We start from the raw sequence: 16,010 nt of genomic DNA, 5'->3' as shown, positions 1-16,010 counted from the left end.
GGTCGCGAGGGGGGCGTCCGATGGACGGTCGCGGTAGCGTCCGGGGACATGAGCGCAGCGCTGCCGGACCGCGACCTCGCCGACCTCCGGGAGGAGTACGCCCGCGGTGGTCTCGACGAGGCGGACCTCGCGCCCGACCCGCTGGCCACCTTCGCCCGCTGGTACGACGAGGCGACCGCCGCCGGCGTCCACGAGCCCAACGCGATGGTCGTCGCCACGGTCGACCCGGACGGGGCGCCGTCGAGCCGCATCGTGCTGCTCAAGGGCTTCGGCCCGGACGGTTTCCGCTTCTTCACCAACACCGCCTCGCGCAAGGGCGTCGCGCTCGCGGCCGAGCCCCGCTGCGCGCTCCTCTTCCCCTGGCACCCGCTCGAGCGGCAGGTGCGCGTCGAGGGCCGGGCCGTCCCCCTCGACGCGGCCGACGTCGCGGCGTACTTCGAGCGGCGCCCCCGCGGCTCCCGCCTCGGCGCCTGGGCCTCGCCCCAGTCCCGCGAGGTCGGGTCGCGCGTGGACCTGACCGCGGCGTACGACGCGGCCGACGCCCGGTTCGGCGACGACGGCGAGGTGCCCGTCCCGCCGACGTGGGGCGGGTACCGCGTGGAGCCGGACGTCGTGGAGTTCTGGCAGGGCCGACCGAGCCGGCTCCACGACCGCCTGGTCTACCGGCGGACGGGGACGGACTGGCGGGTCGTGCGCCTGGCGCCCTGATAAAGCCTCGCCGCGCGCCCGGGCGTGGTTCCCTTCTCCCGTGGTGGAGGGAGTGGTCGTCACGCGGCCGGACGGCGTCGTGGTCTCCTGGGGGGCCAGCATCGCGCAGCTCACGGGCTTCACGGCGGACGACGCGGTCGGCGCCGTCTCGCCCCTGCGTCCCGCGGGCTCGCAGGCGCAGCAGGACTTCCGTCGCGCGTGCGCCGGGGCACTGGCGACGGGACGGGCGACCTACACGCACACGGCGCTCCGCGCGGACGGCGGGGAGCTGCGGCTGACGACGACGCTGCACCTGCTCCTCGACCCCGAGGGCACGTCCTCGCTGGTCGAGGTGCACCGCGTGGTCGTGGTGGGGGAGTCCCAGCCGGCGCGCGTGCAGTCCGACGCCGAGCTGCTCGAGCAGGTGGTCGGCCACGCCGTGGTCCGCCTCGACCAGAGCGGGGTGGTGCGCTCCTGGAGCCTCGGGGCCGCCCGGGTGAAGGGCTACGCGGCGCACGAGATCGTCGGGCGCCACTTCTCGGTCTTCTACACGGAGGACGACCGCCGGGAGGGACGGCCGGAGCACCTGCTGACCGTCGCCCGGCGCGAGGGGCTGGCCCGCGACGTCGGCTGGCGCCTGCGCGCCGACGGCACCCGCTTCTGGGGCGAGATCGCCATCAACGCGCTCCACGACCCGGCCGGGGACGTCGTGGGCTTCCTCAAGGTCACGCGTGACCTCACCGCGCAGAAGCTGCGCGCGGCGGAGGCGCAGCGGATCTACCGGGCGCTGGGGCACGACCTGCGCAACCCGCTCGCCGCGGCCCGCGGCTACGTCGCGCTGGCCACCGAGGCCCTCGCCGAGGACGGTGACGACGGGGCCGACCCCGCCGAGCTCCTCCGCCGCTCCGGCGTCGCGCTGGGGAGGTTGTCGACGATGCTCGACGAGCTGCTACGCACCGTGTCGCTGGTCGAGGCCGATGCCGACGCGACCGGCACCACGCGCGAGCGGGTGCGACGCGCGGCCGTGACCGTCGTCGGGTCGGCGCTGCGCCAGGCCCTGGACGACCTGGCCGTCACCCACGACGTCTCCCGCGTGCGCACCGACGTCGTCGACGTCACGGCCCGGGTGGACCCCCTCGACCTCGAGCGGGTGCTGGCCAACCTGGTCAGCAACGCGCTGCGCTACTCCGAGGGCGACGTCGACGTGCGGGTGCGGGAGGAGGCCGGCGCCGCCGTGCGCATCGCCGTCTCGGACGCCGGCCGGGGCATCCACCCGGACGACCTCTCCACCATCTTCGAGCTCGGCCGACGCGGTCGGCTCGCCGACGACGGCGACGGCGGCCACGGTGACGGCCTGGCCAGCGTCCGTCACCTCGTCGAGGCCAACGGCGGTGACGTCTCGATCGTCAGCGCCCCGGGCAGCGGGACGACCGTCGAGGTCGTGCTGAGCCATGCGGGCTGAGAGCCGGTGGGCGGCGCTCGACCGCTCGGCGTGGGTGCTGGCGGTCGTCGCGGTGCTGCTGCTCGCGGTCGGGCGGGGCATCGTCGGCGAGGGCGTCGTCGGGGTGAACCCCATCTGGATCTCGGTCGGCATCGGCACCGCGGTGCTGGCGCTGGCGCGGGGCCCGTGGCGCGTGCTCGGCCTGGTGGCGATCCCCAGCTACATCGGGGTGAGCGCCCTGCTCGTCGGCTCGCCGGTGCTGGAGTCCGCGCTCATCGCGGTCGCCGGGACGATGGCCGCCGTCGTGGCCGCCGGGGTGCTCCGGGCCGGGGGCGTGCGCGCCGTCGACTCGGTCCGCGCCCACAACGTCCTCGCGCTGGCCGCCGTGTCCGCGGGCGCGTTCGTGGGCCTCGTGGCGGTGCTCGTCGCCGAGACGGGCGGCATGGACGTCCGCTCGGCCGCGGTGGTGGGGCTCGGCAACGCCGTCGCGATCTTCGTCTGGTGCCCGTTGCTCCTGGAACGCTCCCACCGTCGCTACACCCGCTTCTCCGGGGCGGAGCTCGCCGCCCAGGTCGCGACGTTCGCGCTCCTCGCCGCCGCGACCAGCACCCTCACCGGTCTCGACGGGGCGATCGTGGCCGCGTTGCTGCTCCTCACGCTCAGCTGGGCGGGCCTCCGCTTCGGCATGCGGGTCACCTCCGCCGAGCTCGTCGTGCTCACGCTGCTCGGCCTCGTCGTCTGGATCGTCGGGCCGCCGCTGCAGGCGCCGAGCCTCGCCATCGTCCACTCGTCGGTCGACGACCTCGAGCGGTCGTGGGCGGTCGCGGTCTTCGTCGCCCTCGCGGCGGCCTGGGCCTTCCCGCTGGCCCTCGTCGGCGACCAGCGCCGCGACGCGGAGCAGCGGGCCCAGCGGGAGCTGCGGGCGCTGGAGGCCACCCGGCGTCGCTTCGTGGCGACCACCAGCCACGAGCTCCGCACCCCCGTGACCAACGTGCTGGGCCGCCTCGACCTGCTCCGCGACGGCGACCTCGGCGCGCTCACCCCGGCGCAGCAGTCCGTCGTCGAGGTCGCGACGCGCAACGCCGAGCGCCTCGCCGACCTCGTCGACGGGATCGTCGTGCTCGCGCAGCTGGACGACCCGTCGGCGTACCCGTGCACGCCCCTCGACCTCGAGGCCGTCGTGCGCCGCGCGGTTACCGCGGAGCAGGAGCGTCACGTCGGCGACGCGCCGGCGGTGGCGCTGAGCACCACCGTGACGGTGACGACGCTCGTCGGCAACGAGGCGCTGCTCCACAGCGCCGTGCGCCACCTCGTGCGCAACGCGTTGACGTTCGCGCGGGCGGAGGTGACGGTCGAGGTCACCCAGTCCGACGGGGTAGCCCTCGTGACGGTCGCCAACGACGGGGTCTCGATCCCCGAGGAGGAGCGGGAGCAGATCTTCGACCGCTTCTTCCGGGGCACCTACGCCCACGCCCAGGCGATCCAGGGCAGCGGCATCGGGCTCGCGATCGTGCAGGCCGCGGCCCAGCGGCACCGGGGGCGGGTCGAGGTGGAGTCGCGGCCGGGCGACGGCGCGCGGTTCGAGCTGCACCTGCGGGACGCCCCGCTCGTCTGAGGGCTCGCCTCGGGGTGATGGCACCATCGGGTCCATGGCTGTCGCAGACCTGGTGCTCGGGTGCATGTACTTCGGCACGCGGACGGACGAGCGCACCGCGTTCGCCCTCCTCGACCGGTTCGTGGAGGCCGGGGGCACGACCCTCGACACGGCCGACTGCTACGCGTTCTGGGTCAGCGAGACCGGCGCCGGCGGGCAGAGCGAGGAGCTGCTGGGCCGGTGGCTCCGTGCCCGCCCGGGGGTGCGTGAGCAGGTCGTGCTGGCGACCAAGGTCGGGCCCGAGCCGGTCGTACCCGGCGACCCCTCGCGCGGTGTCGTGGGCCTCGCTCCCGACGTGGTGCGCCGCTCGTTCGAGGCGAGCCGCGAGCGCCTCGGCGTGGACGTCGTCGACGTGTACTGGGCCCACCTCGAGGACCGGTCGGTGCCGCTCGACGAGGTCGTCGCGACCTTCGGCGCCCTCGTCGCGGACGGTGGGGTGCGCCGGCTGGGCATCTCCAACCACCCGACCTGGCGGGTCGAGCGGGCGCGCGCGCTCGCGGCGGCCACGGGCGTCGAGCCCTTCTCGCTGCTGCAGCTCACGACGTCCTACGTGCGGCCCCGTCCCGACGTCGAGGTGCCCGGCAAGGACCACCGGTTCGGGTTCGCGACCGACGAGACCCTCGACTACCTCGCGGAGCACCCCGACCTCGAGCTGTGGGCCTACAGCCCGCTCGTGCAGGGCGCCTACGACCGTTCCGACCGCCCGTTCCCGGAGGCCTACGACCACCCCGGCACGACGCGGCGCCTGGCCGCGCTCGCCGAGGTCGCGGCCGAGCACGGCGTCGCGCCCGGCCAGGTCGTGCTGGCGTGGCTGCTGGGCGGTCGGCCCGCCGCGCGCCCGATCGTGGGCGTCAGCTCGGTCGAGCAGCTCGACCAGGCGCTGGCGGCGGCGCGGCTCGAGCTCGACGACGAGCAGCGCGGACGTCTCGACGGGGCGCGCTGACCTCTCTAGGGTCGGAGCCATGGGGCTCCTGCTCACCACGCCGCTCTCCCGCGCCCGCCGCGTCCTCCGCACGCTGACGGGTGATCCGCGCAGCCCGCTCGCGGGACGCACCGTGATGGTCACCGGTGCCTCGTCCGGCATCGGCGAGGCCACCGCCCGGGCGTGCGCCGCGCGCGGCGCGACCGTCCTGCTCGTCGCCCGCCGGTCCGAGGAGCTCGACCGGGTGCGGGCCGAGATCGAGGCGGCCGGCGGCGCGGCGTACTGCTTCCCCGTCGACCTCACCGACGGGGCGGCCGTCGACCGGCTGGTACGGCGCGTGCACGCCGAGTTCGGACCCGTCGACCACCTCGTCAACAACGCGGGCCGGTCGATCCGGCGGTCGCTGGAGCTGACCTATGACCGCTTCCACGACGTGGAGCGGACGATCGCGATCAACTACCTGGCGCCGGTGCGCCTCACGCTGGGCCTGCTGCCCGCGATGCGGGAGCAGGGCTTCGGCCACGTCGTCAACGTCGTCACGTGGGGCGTGCAGGTCAAGAGTCCCAAGTTCGCGGCGTACATCGCCTCCAAGGCCGCCCTCGACGTGTTCGGACGCATCGCCGGGCGGGAGACCTACGCGGACGGCGTGGCGTTCACGAACCTCCGGTTCGGGCTGGTGCGCACCGAGATGATCGCGCCGACCGAGGCCTACCGGCGGTTGCGGGCCCTGACGCCCGAGCAGGCGGCGGAGACCGTCGTGAAGGCGCTGGAGGACCGGCCGGTCACCGTGGACCTGCTCTCGGCGCGGGTGCTGGAGGTGGCGAACGTCGTCGCCCCGCGACTGACCGACCTGGCCTTCTCCCTCGCCGACCGGGCCTTCCCCGACTCCGAGGCGGCCCGCGCCGGCAGCAGCGGACGCACCCCGTCGCCCGTCAGATCGCCTTCCCGGGATTGAGGATGCCGCGGGGGTCGAGCGCCGCCTTGACGGCCCGCTGCACGTCGAGCACGTCCGGCTCGAGCTCGAGGCCGAGGTAGGCCCGCTTGAGCGTGCCGACGCCGTGCTCGCCGGAGAGCGTGCCGCCGAGCGCGACGGCCAGCTCGAAAATGCGCCCGGCGGCGTCGTCGACGGCGGCGGGTCGCTCCGTGCCGGTCGTCGCTCCGGATCCCTCCGCGGTGCGCGGCCAGGTGACGATGGGGTGCAGGTTGCCGTCGCCCGCGTGGGCGAAGGTGTAGATCGGCACGCCGGTGGCGGCGACGATGGCCTCGATGCCCCGCACCGCCTCGGCGAGCCGGGCCCGCGGCACGCAGATGTCCTCGATGAGGGCGTGGCCCCGCGCCTCGATCGCCGGCAGGGCGAGGCGCCGGGCGGTGAGCAGCTCGTCGGCCCGGTCGGGGTCGTCGCCCTGCTCGAGCGTGTCCGCCCCCTCGCGCAGCACCGCGGCGACCGCCGTGAGCTCGGTGGTCGCCGTGGCCGCGTCCGCGCCGTCGGTCTGTGCGACGACGGCCGCCCCGGCGGCCAGCGCGGCCGTGCCCGTGTGGTCCGCGACGGCGGCCAGCGTGGCCGCGTCGATCAGCTCGAGCAGGCTCGGTCGCAGCCGTGCGGCCCCCACCCGGGAGCAGGCGCGGGCGGCGGTCTCGACGTCGGGGTACGTCGCGAGGACGGTCCCGCCGACGTGGGGGCGCGGCCGCAGCCGCAGGGTGGCGCCGACGACGACGCCGAGGGTGCCCTCCGAACCGACGAGGAGGGCCGTCAGGTCGTAGCCGACGACGCCCTTCGCCGTCGCCCGACCGGTGCGCAGCAGGCGGCCGTCGGCGAGCACCACCTCGAGCCCGAGCACGGCGTCGCGGGTGACGCCGTGCTTCACGCAGCGCATCCCGCCGGCGTTGGTGGCGATGTTGCCGCCGATCGTCGAGATGGCGGCGCTGGCGGGGTCGGGGGCGTACATGAGGCCGTGCTCGGCCGCGGCGGCGTCCAGGTCGGCCGTGAGCACGCCCGGCTCGACGACCGCGAGCTCCTCGACGGGGTCGATCCGGATGATCCGTCGCATCCCGGACACGTCGAGCACCAGGGCGCCGTCGGCGACCGCACCCCCGGCCAGTCCCGTGCCCGCGCCGCGCGGCACGACCGGCACGCGGTGCTCGTGCGCCCACGCGAGCACGGCGCGCACCTCGTCGACCGAAGCGGCGCTCACGACGGCGATCGGGTCGGCCGTGCCGGGCGTGCCCGACCGGTCCGTGCGGCCCCGGGCCAGGGCCGCGGCGTCGGCCCGGGCGCCGGGGAAGCGGGCGAGGACGTCGGTCCGCAGCGCCGCGGTCATCGGTCGGCCGGCGCCACGATCGTCGGGAGGTCCGCGCCGCGGCGCAGGCTCTCGAGGAACAGGACGACGGTGGCGGCGACCGAGCGGTGGTCGACGTCGTTGAGCACGTCGTGGCGACCGCCCGCGACCACGGCGGCCCGGGCGCGGCTGCCGTCCGCGACGAGGGACAGCACGTCGTCGACCGGCGTCAGCGGGTCGGCCTCACCGTGGAGGACGAGGGTCGGCAGGTCGCCCGCGAACAGGTCGTCCCCGGCCACCTCGGCGGGCAGCTCCGTCTCCAGGGCGCCGCGCACGAAGTCGGCGTCCTCGCCGAGCACGCGTCGGTAGGCCGGACAGGCCGAGCGGGTCTCCAGCTCCTCGTCCCAGCGGGACGCGGGTCCCGCGGCGGTGCTCGCGGCGGTGCCCGGGGCGGTGCCCGGGGCGGTGCCCGGGGCCGGGCGCGACCCGGGCAGCACGACGCCGGCCAGCACGAGGGCGTCGACGAGGTCGGGGCGGCGACCGGCCAGGCGCGCGGCGACGTTGGCGCCGGCGTCGGAGCCGAGGAGCACCCGCGGGCGCACCACGTCGTCGGGCGCCGCGCCGCCGAGCGCGTCGGTCACCGCCGCCTCCACCGCGTCGAGGTCGTCCACGTCGGTGGCGACCACGCGCACCCGGTAGGCGTCCGCCGACAGACGGCGCCCCAGGCGTGCGTACCCGGCCGGCGTCTCGCCACGACCGGTGAGCACGACGAGGGTGGCGCGTGCGGCGACGCCCGCGGGCTCGTCGTACGTCGTGGGGGAGAGGAGGGTGCGGGGGGAGGCGGTGAGCGTCATGCGCGACAGCCTCCGGCCGGGGGCGGTGCGGTGTCCAACAGTGGTCGGTGATGGGTACCGATCCGGAACGTCGTGGCGTGCCGACGTGAGACGGATGTCCGCATCGCAAGATCTACTAATCCGGTCCACTAAGTCACCTATGGTCGGGGCCATGAGCTCCACCCTCGACCTCGAGCACCTCCGCACCCTCGTCGCCATCGCCGAGTGCGGCGGCTTCAGCCGCGCCGCCGCCGCGCGGCACATCAGCCAGCCCGCGCTGAGCCAGCACGTGCGCCTGCTGGAGCGCGCACTCAAGCGCAAGCTGTTCGCGAAGGAGGGGCGCGGGATGCGGTTCACGCCCGAGGGCGACGCGGTCCTCGCCGAGGCGCGGCGGATCCTCGTGGTCCACGACGACGCCCTCGCCCGGCTCCGGGTGCCCCAGGAGCAGGTCGTCGTGGTCGGGTCGACGGAGCACTCCGCCGAGCACGTCCTGCCCGAGATGATCCGCGCGCTCGCCGACGCCTTCCCGGGCGTCGCGACCCGGTTCGAGATCGGCCGCTCGACCCAGCTCGAGGACGCGGTCGGCCGCGGCGCCATCGACCTCGCCTTCGTGCTGGCCTCCCGGGGCAACGAGGGCGGCCGGGAGATCGGCCGGCTGCCGCTGTCGTGGTACGCCGCCCCCGGGTGGCAGCCGCCGGGCCCCGACGACGACACCATCGAGCTCGTGGCCTTCGAGGAGCCGTGCGCCTTGCGCGAGCGGGCGATGGCGGCGCTCGGCGCCGAGGGCCGACGGGTCACCGTCGCCGCGCAGTCGAGCACGCTCGAGGGCGTGCTCGCCGGCGTGCGGGCCGGCATCGGCGTGGCGCTGCTCCCGAGCGTCGCGGGGCGCGTCCCGTCGGGCGTCGTCGCGCGCGACGACCTGCCCGCGGTCGGCTCCGCCGGGCTCAACGTGCTGGCGCGTCGCGGTCTCGACGCGGACATCGAGGCGACGGCGCTCGACGCCGGCGAGGCCTTCTTCGCGACCTCCCAGGCCCCGCGCCTGCTGGTCGCGGGGTGAGCGGCGTCGGACCTCGGACCTCGGACTCGGACCTCGGAGAGGATGCAGGCATGACCTCTGACGTGCTGGTCTCCGCGACGGAGCTCGCCGCCCAGATCGCCCGTGGCGACGACCTCGTCGTGCTCGACGTGCGCTGGCGGCTCGGCGGGCCGCCGGGCCACGGCGACTACCTCACCGGGCACGTCCCCGGTGCCGTCTACGTCGACCTCGACACCGAGCTCGCCGCCCACGGCGAACCGACCGACGGGCGCCACCCGCTCCCCGACGTCGCCGCGCTGCAGGAGGCTGCGCGCCGCTGGGGCGTACGGCGCGGGTCCCGCGTGGTGGCGTACGACGGCGCCGGCAACCTCGCAGCCGCCCGCGCGTGGTGGCTGCTGCGCTGGGCCGGCGTCACCGACGTCCGGCTCCTCGACGGCGCGCTGCCGGCCTGGACCGCCGCCGGCGGAGCGCTGGACACGGACGACGTCGTCCCCGAGCCCGGGGACGTCGAGCTGGTGCCCGGTGCCCTGCCGACCCTGGAGCTCGCGTCGGTCGGCGACTTCCCGCGCGCCGGCGTGCTGCTCGACGCCCGCGCACCCGAGCGGTTCCGCGGCGAGGTCGAGCCCGTCGACCCGAAGGCCGGCCACGTGCCGGGCGCCACGGGCGCCCCGACCGGGGACAACCTCGACGCCGTCGGCCGGTTCCTCCCGGCCGACGCCCTGCGGGCGCGCTTCGCCGCGCTGGGGGCCGACGGCTCGCGGCCCGTCGCCGTCTACTGCGGCTCCGGCGTCACCGCCGCCCACCAGGTCGCCGCGCTGGCGGTGGCCGGTGTCGACGCGGCGCTGTACCCGGGTTCCTGGTCGCAGTGGAGCAACCACGACCTGCCGGTGGCGACGGGGGACTGAGCCCTCTGGCCTCGCTCCGCTCGGCCGTGCCCGCGGCGCTCTGGGCGGCGGGCGTCGGGTTCGGGCCAGCGGCGTACCGGTCCGTGTTCTACGGAACGGATGCGATCTGAGGGGCGGTCCGGGTGCATCCGTTCCGCAGAACAGGCCGCGGTGCTTTCTGGCCTCGCTCCGCTCGGCCGTGCCCGCGGCGCTCTGGGCTCCTGTCCTTCGATCGATCCCGACCACGCCGCTGTGCGCTTGGGCCTCGCTCCGCTCGGCCGTGCCCGCGGCGCTCTGGGCTCCTGTCCTTCGGTCGATCCCGACCACGTCTCCTCCGCTGCGCTCCTCCGACGCGGCCCCTCCTCCCTCAGGACACGAGCGCGCCGCGGGCGGCGGGATCGAGCCGAGAAATGTGCGGTTGGGGTGGGTCCGGCTCGGGCGGGGGTGTCCCAGCCGCACACTTCGCCCCGCCCCGCGACCGCCCACCTCGCGGACGTCATGCGAACCGCGGCCCCGGGGCGCCGGAGCGCATGACGTCCCGGGCACGGCCTGCGCCCGCGGACGCCCGGCCCACGGTCAGGATCAGCCGGTGAGCGCCCGTACGTCGGCGACGCTGTGCACGCCGGGCCCCTCGCCCAACGCGGCGGACCGCCCCAGCACGGTCTGGACGGCGTGGTTGAGGGGCGTGGGTACGCCGTGCAGCCGGCCCAGCAGGACGACCTCGCCGTTGAGGAAGTCGACCTCGCTGCCGGCGCCGCGCGCGAACGCCTGCCACGGCGACTGCTGGCCGGGTCCGTGGGCGCCCGGCGCCACCGCGGCCAGGGACCGGTCGTGCGCCAGCTCGCGTGCAGCGTCGGCGGGGTCCTGACCGGCGGCGGCGAGCACAGCGCGGGCCTCGGCGGCGAGGTCGGTGCGCAGCCGAGCGCGCTCGTCGTCGTCGCCGGAGAGCACGCCGACCGCGAAGGTCACGCTCGCGACCAGCTTCCAGGCCAGCCACCGCTCGATGTCCGTCACGTGCTGGGCGAGCCACCCGGCGCGGTCGAGGTCCGCGGCCACCTGCTCCGCGACCGCCCGAGCCGCCGCCCGAGCCGCCGCCCGAGCCGCCGACGCGGCGGTGGCCGAGGGGTAGGCGCCCAGGACGACCTCGCCCAGCCGCGGGGCGTTGGCGACGTCGACCTCACCGGTCACGACGTGGCGCGCCGCGATGAGGGCGACGCCGCCGACGACGGTGGGGAAGTAGCGCAGCGCGATCCGCTCGGCCTCGAGCCCGTTCTGGAGCAGCACGAGGGGCAGGTCGGCTCCGACGCCGCCGTCGGCACGCGCCGACCAGGCCCACAGCGGCAGCGTCGCGGCTGCGTCCTGCGACTTGGTGGCAAGCACGAGGACGTCCCCGGCGCGGAGGCCCACCTCGTCGGGACCGCCGGCGACGGGAACGTCGAGCACCCGGGTGCGGCCCGCGTGGGTGAACCGCAGCCCGCGCTCCCGCACCACACCGAGCGTCGCGCCCCGCGAGACGAGCACGACGTCGAGACCCGCGTCGGTGAGTCCCGCGGCCAGCGCGGCCCCGACGCCGCCGGCGCCGATCACGACGTAGCGGCGGGGGGAGGGGATGCTCATGCGGAGGGGCTCCATCCGAGGGCGGGGGCGACGGTGGTCGCCAGGTCGCGCAGCAGCCGCACGTTCGCGGCCAGGTCGAAGGCCGGCGGCAGGAACAGCACCAGCTCGTCGGCGGACGCGATACCGGGATCGGCGAGCACCGCGGCGGCGACGGCGTCCGGGTCGCCGTGGTGCACCGGGCTGATCGCCGTCCCGGCGGGCAGTGCCGCCGTCTGCACGGGGGTGAGGGCGCCCGCGGGGCGCGATGCCGCCATGCCCTCGGTACGACGCTGGTGGTCGTACGCGGCGTACCGCTCGCGCAGCGCCGCGCTCGTGCCGGGCAGCACGGAGGCGGCGACGGCGACGGGCGGGACCGGGGTGTCGTGCAGCTCCGCCCAGGTGCGGCGGTAGGTCGCGATGATGCGCGCCTGGTGCTCGCCGAAGGAGTGGCCGGCGGGCACGTCGGTCAGCACGGTGCCGGTGATGAGCCCCAGGCCCAGCCGCGCGGCGTGCTCGGCCGAGCCCGCGCTCGTGACGCCTTGGCGCAGGTGTCCGCGGAGGCCGGGGCTGTGCGGGGTCACGCGGATCGGGGTCCCGACGGGCGCGCCCTGGCCCTCGCCGTCGACGACGTGCAGCACCTCGCCCGCCACGGCGTCGAGGAACCGGCGCAGCCGTCGCCGCGCCTCGGTACGCGCGTCGACCTCGACCGCGCCGAACACCCCGTCCCAGCTCGCGGTCGCGCCGGCGGACAGGGCCAGCTCGAGGCGCCCGCCGACGAGCAGGTCGGTCGTGCCGGCGGCCTCGGCGAGCAGCACCGGGTCCTGGTAGCGCATCGGCAGCACCGCCGAGCCCAGCGTGATGCGCTCGGTGCGCTGCCCCACGGCCGCGAAGAACGGCAGCGGCGACGACAGGTAGTGGTCGAAGTGGCGCTGGTAGGCCCAGCCCGCCTGGTAGCCGAGCTCCTCCGCGGCGGCGAACAGGCGCACCCCGTCCGCGAGCCCCGCGGCCGGACCGGCCTCGTCGGAGAACGACACCCGGGTGTTGAAGCCCAGTCGCTGCGTGGCCCGCGCCGCGGGCACCCGCGCGGGGCCGGCAAGGGTGTCGGGAGCAGCCGCCGTCACCGCTCCGCTCCCCGGGGCACGGAGGCGAGCAGGGTGCGGGTGTAGTCGTGCTCCGGTGCCGCGAAGACCTCGGCGACCGGCCCGGACTCGACCACCTTCCCGTGCCGCATGACGGACACGGTGTGGGCGAGCTGCCGCACCAGCGCGAGGTCGTGGGAGACGAACAGGTAGGTCAGTCCCCGTTCCGCCTGCAGCCGGAGCAGCAGCTGCACGATGTCGGCTTGCACGCTCACGTCGAGCGCCGACGTCGGCTCGTCGAGCACCAGCACGTCGGGGTGCAGCACGAGCGCGCGGGCGATGGCCACGCGCTGCCGCTGCCCGCCCGAGAGCGCCGCGGGGCGCCGGGTCAGCAGCTCGTCGGACAGGCCCACGGACGCGACGGCCTCGCGCACCCGGTCCCTCCGCTCGGCGCGGGTGCCGACGCCGTACCGGTCGAGGGGCTCGCGCACGAGCCGCTCCACCTTCCACAGCGGGTCGAGCGAGGTGAACGGGTTCTGGTAGACGAGCTGCAGGTGGCGCCGTGCCTCGCGCAGCTCCGCGCGGCTGTGCTGGTGCACGGGCGCGCCCGCGACCTCCACGGAGCCGCGGTCGGGGGTCTCGAGCCCGACCAGCAGCCGGATCGTCGTGGTCTTGCCCGATCCCGACTCGCCCACGAGCGCGTGCGTCGTGCCGGCCGGCACCGAGAACGACACGTCGTCCACGGCGACCAGCGCGTCGTCCCCGCGGCCGAAGGTCTTCGTCAGGCCCGCGACCTCGATCCGGGCAGGGGTCGCGTCCGCGTCGCGACGGCGGCGCTCGCCGACGGCGCGGAGGTCGGCGTACCGATCGGGGTTCAGCGACGGGACGTCCGCGTGCAGCCGCCGCGCGTACGCCGAGGAGGGTGCCGCGAAGACCTCGGTGGTGGCCCCGGACTCGTGCACCGTGCCGTCCTTGAGCACGACGAGGGCGTCGGCCCGCTCGGCCGCGATCGCGAGGTCGTGGGTGATGAGCAGGAGGCTGTTGCCGAGGTCGGCCTGCAGGTCGGAGAGCAGGTCGAGGATGCGCTTCTGGATCGTCACGTCCAGCGCCGAGGTCGGCTCGTCGGCGACGAGCAGCGCCGGGCGGGGGAGCACGGCGAGCCCGATCAGCACCCGCTGCAGCATGCCGCCGGACAGCTCGTGCGGGTACGACGCGGCCACCCGCCGCGGGTCGTCGAGACCGACCTGGGCGAGGGTCTCGAGCACGGCCTCGCGGCGCTCCGCCCTCGAGTCGAGGTCGAGCAGCGCGGCGGCCTCGAGCCCCTGCGCGCCGATGGTGCGCACCGGGTTGAGGGAGGCGCCGGGGTCCTGGGGCACGAAGCCGATCGAGCGTCCGCGTAGCGGCCGGAAGCGACGCTCCGGGAGCGCGAGCACGTCGACGCCCTCGAAGACGGCGCGTCCGCGGGCCCGCCCGCCCTCGGGCAGCAGGCGCAGCAGGGCCCGGGCGATGGTCGACTTGCCGGAGCCTGACTCGCCGATGAGCGCGAGGCTCTGCCCGCGGCCGATCGCCAGGTCGACGCCGTGCACGACCTGCGTGCCGCCGTACGAGATCGTCAGCCCCTCCACGGCGAGCACCGGGGGGACGTCCGGGGGCGTCGCCGTGGCGGGCTCGTCGAGCAGGGTCGTCAGTCGGTCGTGCGGAGCCATCGGCTGATCCTGTTCACGGAGAGGACGGTGGCGACGGTGACGATCGCCGGGGCGTAGACGAGCCAGGGGGCGAGCGGGTAGTCCTTGCCGACCGAGATCAGCAGGCCCCAGTCGGAGGCGGGCGGGGGGTCGCCGTAGCCCAGGAACGCCAGGCCGGCGATGACGAGGATCGACAGGCCGAACTGGAGCACCGCGAGCTGCAGCACCGAGCGGGACGCGTTGGGCAGGACGTGGCGGGTGAGCACCTGCCACCGGTTCGCGCCGAGCACGGAGGCCGCCTCCACGAAGACGGAGCTGCGCGTGCGCAGCACCTCCGCGCGCATCACCCGGGCGAAGACCGCCACCGCCGAGACGCCCGTGGCGATGGCGGCGTTGATCGTCTCGAAGCCGAGGGCGCTGACCACGACGACCGCGAGCAGGAAGCTCGGGATCGCGAGCAGCACGTCGACGAAGCGGGCGAGCACCACGTCGACGAGCCCGCCGAGGAAGCCTGCGAGGAGGCCGACGAAGCCACCGACGAGCAGGCCGATCGCGACGGCCACCAGTGCGCTCGTCACGGACGAGGCCGTGCCGTGCACGACCCGGGCGTAGACGTCCCGCCCGAGGTGGTCGGTGCCGAACCAGTGCGCCGCGCTCGGCGGCTGGAAGAAGTCGGCCGTGACCCCGACGGCCGGGTCGTAGGACGTGAAGAGGGTCGGCGCGACCGACCAGGCGAGCACGACGGCGACCACCGCGAAGGAGAGCACCACGCTCGGTCGCAGCCGGGCGAGGACCCCGCGGGCCCGGGACGGCCCGAGCCGGGTGCCGCGCCGCTGCGGTCCACCGCCGGCCTCGGCGGCGGGCGCGGGCGGCGGTGCGGCCTCCCCGCCCGTGGAGATCGAGGTGAGGGTCATGCGGAGACCTCCTTCGTGGGCGCGGGGGAGGCGTCGAGCCGCACGCGCGGGTCCAGCAGGGGGTAGACCAGGTCGGCCACGAGGTTCACGACGACGAACACGACGGCGGCGAGGGCGACGACCGCCTGCAGCACCGGCAGGTCCTGCGTGGCGACCGAGCGCTGCACGAGGTTGCCGACGCCGTTGCGCCCGAAGATCGTCTCGGTGATGAGCGAGCCGCCGAGGAGCTCGCCCACCGTGAGGGCCACGACCGTCACCACCGGCAGCGAGGACGGCTTCAGCAGGTGGGCCGTGAACAGCCGGGCCCGGCCGAGGCCGCGGGAGCGCGCCACCGCGGCGTACTCCTGGCGTGCCTCGTGGTCGAGGTTGGCGATGAGCACCTCGGCGATCTGCGCCGAGACCGGGATGCCGAGCGCGACGGCCGCGAAGAACGTGGCCCACGGGCTCTCGGCGTCGATCACCAGGAACAGGCCGAGCTGGAACGAGAACCACTGGATGAGCAGGAGCCCGATGAGGAAGTTCGGGACCGAGAGGAAGAGCGAGGGGAAGGCGCGCAGCGGACGGGCCAGCGGGGCCGGCAGGTTGCGCACCCCGAAGGCGATCGCGAAGGCGAGCAGGAGCGCGACCACCAGGGCGGCGCCGGCGAGGCGCAGGGTCGAGGGCAGCACGTCGGCGAGCAGCCCGGAGACGGGGAGGTTGGAGCGGAGGGAGACCCCGAGGTCCCCCACCACGAACCGGGACAGCGCCTCGAACAGCTGCACCCAGATCGGCTGGTCGAGGCCGTAGTAGGCGACGATCCGCGCGATCTCCTGCTCGGAGAAGTTGTTCTGCGGGTCGCGCAGGACGTTGCTGACGGGGTCGCCCGGCAGCACGCTGATCACGAGGAACGTGAAGACGTAGGCCAGGAGGACGACGGCGACGGCCTGCGCGAGGCGCCGTGCGGCGTAGCGTCCGTAGGCCCTGCGGGCTGCGGACCGGTTCGTGGTGGAGGTCATCGGGGCCG

At 75.8% G+C, this 16,010-nt stretch carries 14 protein-coding genes; 7 read left to right on the top strand and 7 right to left on the bottom strand.

What is annotated here, in order from left to right:
• The first annotated feature begins 48 nt into the window (after nt 1-48).
• From pdxH to PIR53_10985, 5 genes are read left to right on the top strand one after another with little or no spacing between them, the layout of a single operon-like run.
• On the top strand, nt 49-708 hold the full coding sequence (gene pdxH / locus PIR53_11005; GenBank protein WZH50557.1) for a pyridoxamine 5'-phosphate oxidase: 660 nt from the start codon (nt 49-51) through the stop codon (nt 706-708).
• A gap of 40 nt (nt 709-748) precedes the next feature.
• On the top strand, nt 749-2,149 hold the full coding sequence (locus tag PIR53_11000) for a PAS domain-containing sensor histidine kinase (GenBank protein ID WZH50556.1): 1,401 nt from the start codon (nt 749-751) through the stop codon (nt 2,147-2,149).
• Nucleotides 2,139-3,743 carry an ATP-binding protein gene (locus PIR53_10995; GenBank protein ID WZH50555.1) on the top strand — a complete coding sequence of 535 codons (1,605 nt, stop codon included), beginning with the start codon at nt 2,139-2,141 and terminating at the stop codon, nt 3,741-3,743. The genes PIR53_11000 and PIR53_10995 overlap by 11 nt, the downstream gene beginning before the upstream one ends.
• A 34-nt stretch (nt 3,744-3,777) precedes the next feature.
• The gene (locus PIR53_10990; protein WZH50554.1) at nt 3,778-4,725 is read left to right on the top strand and encodes an aldo/keto reductase; all 948 of its coding nucleotides are present in this window, start codon (nt 3,778-3,780) and stop codon (nt 4,723-4,725) included.
• Between the two features lie 19 nt (nt 4,726-4,744).
• A complete protein-coding gene (locus PIR53_10985) occupies nt 4,745-5,659 on the top strand; it encodes an SDR family NAD(P)-dependent oxidoreductase (protein WZH50553.1) in 915 nt (304 codons plus the stop codon).
• Here the strand turns inward: PIR53_10985 and PIR53_10980 are convergent.
• Both PIR53_10980 and PIR53_10975 read right to left on the bottom strand, forming a co-directional pair.
• Nucleotides 5,637-7,022 carry an FAD-linked oxidase C-terminal domain-containing protein gene (locus tag PIR53_10980; GenBank protein ID WZH50552.1) on the bottom strand — a complete coding sequence of 462 codons (1,386 nt, stop codon included), beginning with the start codon at nt 7,020-7,022 and terminating at the stop codon, nt 5,637-5,639. The genes PIR53_10985 and PIR53_10980 overlap by 23 nt on opposite strands.
• Nucleotides 7,019-7,834 carry an alpha/beta hydrolase gene (locus PIR53_10975; GenBank protein WZH50551.1) on the bottom strand — a complete coding sequence of 272 codons (816 nt, stop codon included), beginning with the start codon at nt 7,832-7,834 and terminating at the stop codon, nt 7,019-7,021. Before PIR53_10975 ends, PIR53_10980 begins: the two co-directional genes overlap by 4 nt.
• Before the next feature lie 151 nt (nt 7,835-7,985).
• On the opposite strand from PIR53_10975, the gene PIR53_10970 reads away from it, so the two are divergent.
• Nucleotides 7,986-8,870 (top strand): LysR substrate-binding domain-containing protein, encoded by an 885-nt coding sequence (locus PIR53_10970; protein ID WZH50550.1) that lies wholly within the window; start codon nt 7,986-7,988, stop codon nt 8,868-8,870.
• A 50-nt stretch (nt 8,871-8,920) separates the two neighbouring features.
• Complete coding sequence (locus PIR53_10965) at nt 8,921-9,754, top strand: sulfurtransferase (GenBank protein ID WZH50549.1); 834 nt, start codon at nt 8,921-8,923, stop codon at nt 9,752-9,754.
• A 561-nt stretch (nt 9,755-10,315) separates the two neighbouring features.
• Here the strand turns inward: PIR53_10965 and PIR53_10960 are convergent.
• Genes PIR53_10960 through PIR53_10940 form a run of 5 tightly spaced genes read right to left on the bottom strand, consistent with a single transcriptional unit; the run spans nt 10,316 to nt 16,002 of the window.
• On the bottom strand, nt 10,316-11,350 hold the full coding sequence (locus PIR53_10960) for a 2-dehydropantoate 2-reductase N-terminal domain-containing protein (GenBank protein WZH50548.1): 1,035 nt from the start codon (nt 11,348-11,350) through the stop codon (nt 10,316-10,318).
• On the bottom strand, nt 11,347-12,450 hold the full coding sequence (locus PIR53_10955; protein ID WZH50547.1) for an LLM class flavin-dependent oxidoreductase: 1,104 nt from the start codon (nt 12,448-12,450) through the stop codon (nt 11,347-11,349). Before PIR53_10955 ends, PIR53_10960 begins: the two co-directional genes overlap by 4 nt.
• On the bottom strand, nt 12,447-14,114 hold the full coding sequence (locus tag PIR53_10950) for an ABC transporter ATP-binding protein (GenBank protein ID WZH50546.1): 1,668 nt from the start codon (nt 14,112-14,114) through the stop codon (nt 12,447-12,449). Before PIR53_10950 ends, PIR53_10955 begins: the two co-directional genes overlap by 4 nt.
• Nucleotides 14,093-15,007 carry an ABC transporter permease gene (locus PIR53_10945; GenBank protein ID WZH50545.1) on the bottom strand — a complete coding sequence of 305 codons (915 nt, stop codon included), beginning with the start codon at nt 15,005-15,007 and terminating at the stop codon, nt 14,093-14,095. The genes PIR53_10950 and PIR53_10945 overlap by 22 nt, the downstream gene beginning before the upstream one ends.
• Nucleotides 15,004-16,002, bottom strand: a complete 999-nt coding sequence (locus PIR53_10940; protein ID WZH50544.1) for an ABC transporter permease — start codon at nt 16,000-16,002, stop codon at nt 15,004-15,006. Before PIR53_10940 ends, PIR53_10945 begins: the two co-directional genes overlap by 4 nt.
• Between the last annotated feature and the right edge of the window lie 8 nt (nt 16,003-16,010).

It is taken from the genome of Nocardioides alkalitolerans (assembly GCA_038184435.1).
Lineage (GTDB): Bacteria > Actinomycetota > Actinomycetes > Propionibacteriales > Nocardioidaceae > Nocardioides > Nocardioides alkalitolerans_A.
The sequence above is the reverse complement of the archived record's forward strand: the minus strand, read 5'-3'. Positions and strand labels throughout refer to the sequence as shown.

Bases quoted from the DNA above. Each gene is read 5' to 3' on its own strand.
- pdxH (WZH50557.1), top strand. From the start codon at position 49: ATGAGCGCAGCGCTGCCGGACCGCGACCTCGCCGACCTCCGGGAGGAG.
- PIR53_10990 (WZH50554.1), top strand. From the start codon at position 3,778: ATGGCTGTCGCAGACCTGGTGCTCGGGTGCATGTACTTCGGCACGCGG.
- PIR53_10985 (WZH50553.1), top strand. From the start codon at position 4,745: ATGGGGCTCCTGCTCACCACGCCGCTCTCCCGCGCCCGCCGCGTCCTC.
- PIR53_10975 (WZH50551.1), bottom strand. From the start codon at position 7,834: ATGACGCTCACCGCCTCCCCCCGCACCCTCCTCTCCCCCACGACGTAC.
- PIR53_10940 (WZH50544.1), bottom strand. From the start codon at position 16,002: ATGACCTCCACCACGAACCGGTCCGCAGCCCGCAGGGCCTACGGACGC.
- PIR53_10945 (WZH50545.1), bottom strand. From the start codon at position 15,007: ATGACCCTCACCTCGATCTCCACGGGCGGGGAGGCCGCACCGCCGCCC.
- PIR53_10970 (WZH50550.1), top strand. From the start codon at position 7,986: ATGAGCTCCACCCTCGACCTCGAGCACCTCCGCACCCTCGTCGCCATC.
- PIR53_10995 (WZH50555.1), top strand. From the start codon at position 2,139: ATGCGGGCTGAGAGCCGGTGGGCGGCGCTCGACCGCTCGGCGTGGGTG.
- PIR53_10950 (WZH50546.1), bottom strand. From the start codon at position 14,114: ATGGCTCCGCACGACCGACTGACGACCCTGCTCGACGAGCCCGCCACG.
- PIR53_10965 (WZH50549.1), top strand. From the start codon at position 8,921: ATGACCTCTGACGTGCTGGTCTCCGCGACGGAGCTCGCCGCCCAGATC.
- PIR53_10960 (WZH50548.1), bottom strand. From the start codon at position 11,350: ATGAGCATCCCCTCCCCCCGCCGCTACGTCGTGATCGGCGCCGGCGGC.
- PIR53_10980 (WZH50552.1), bottom strand. From the start codon at position 7,022: ATGACCGCGGCGCTGCGGACCGACGTCCTCGCCCGCTTCCCCGGCGCC.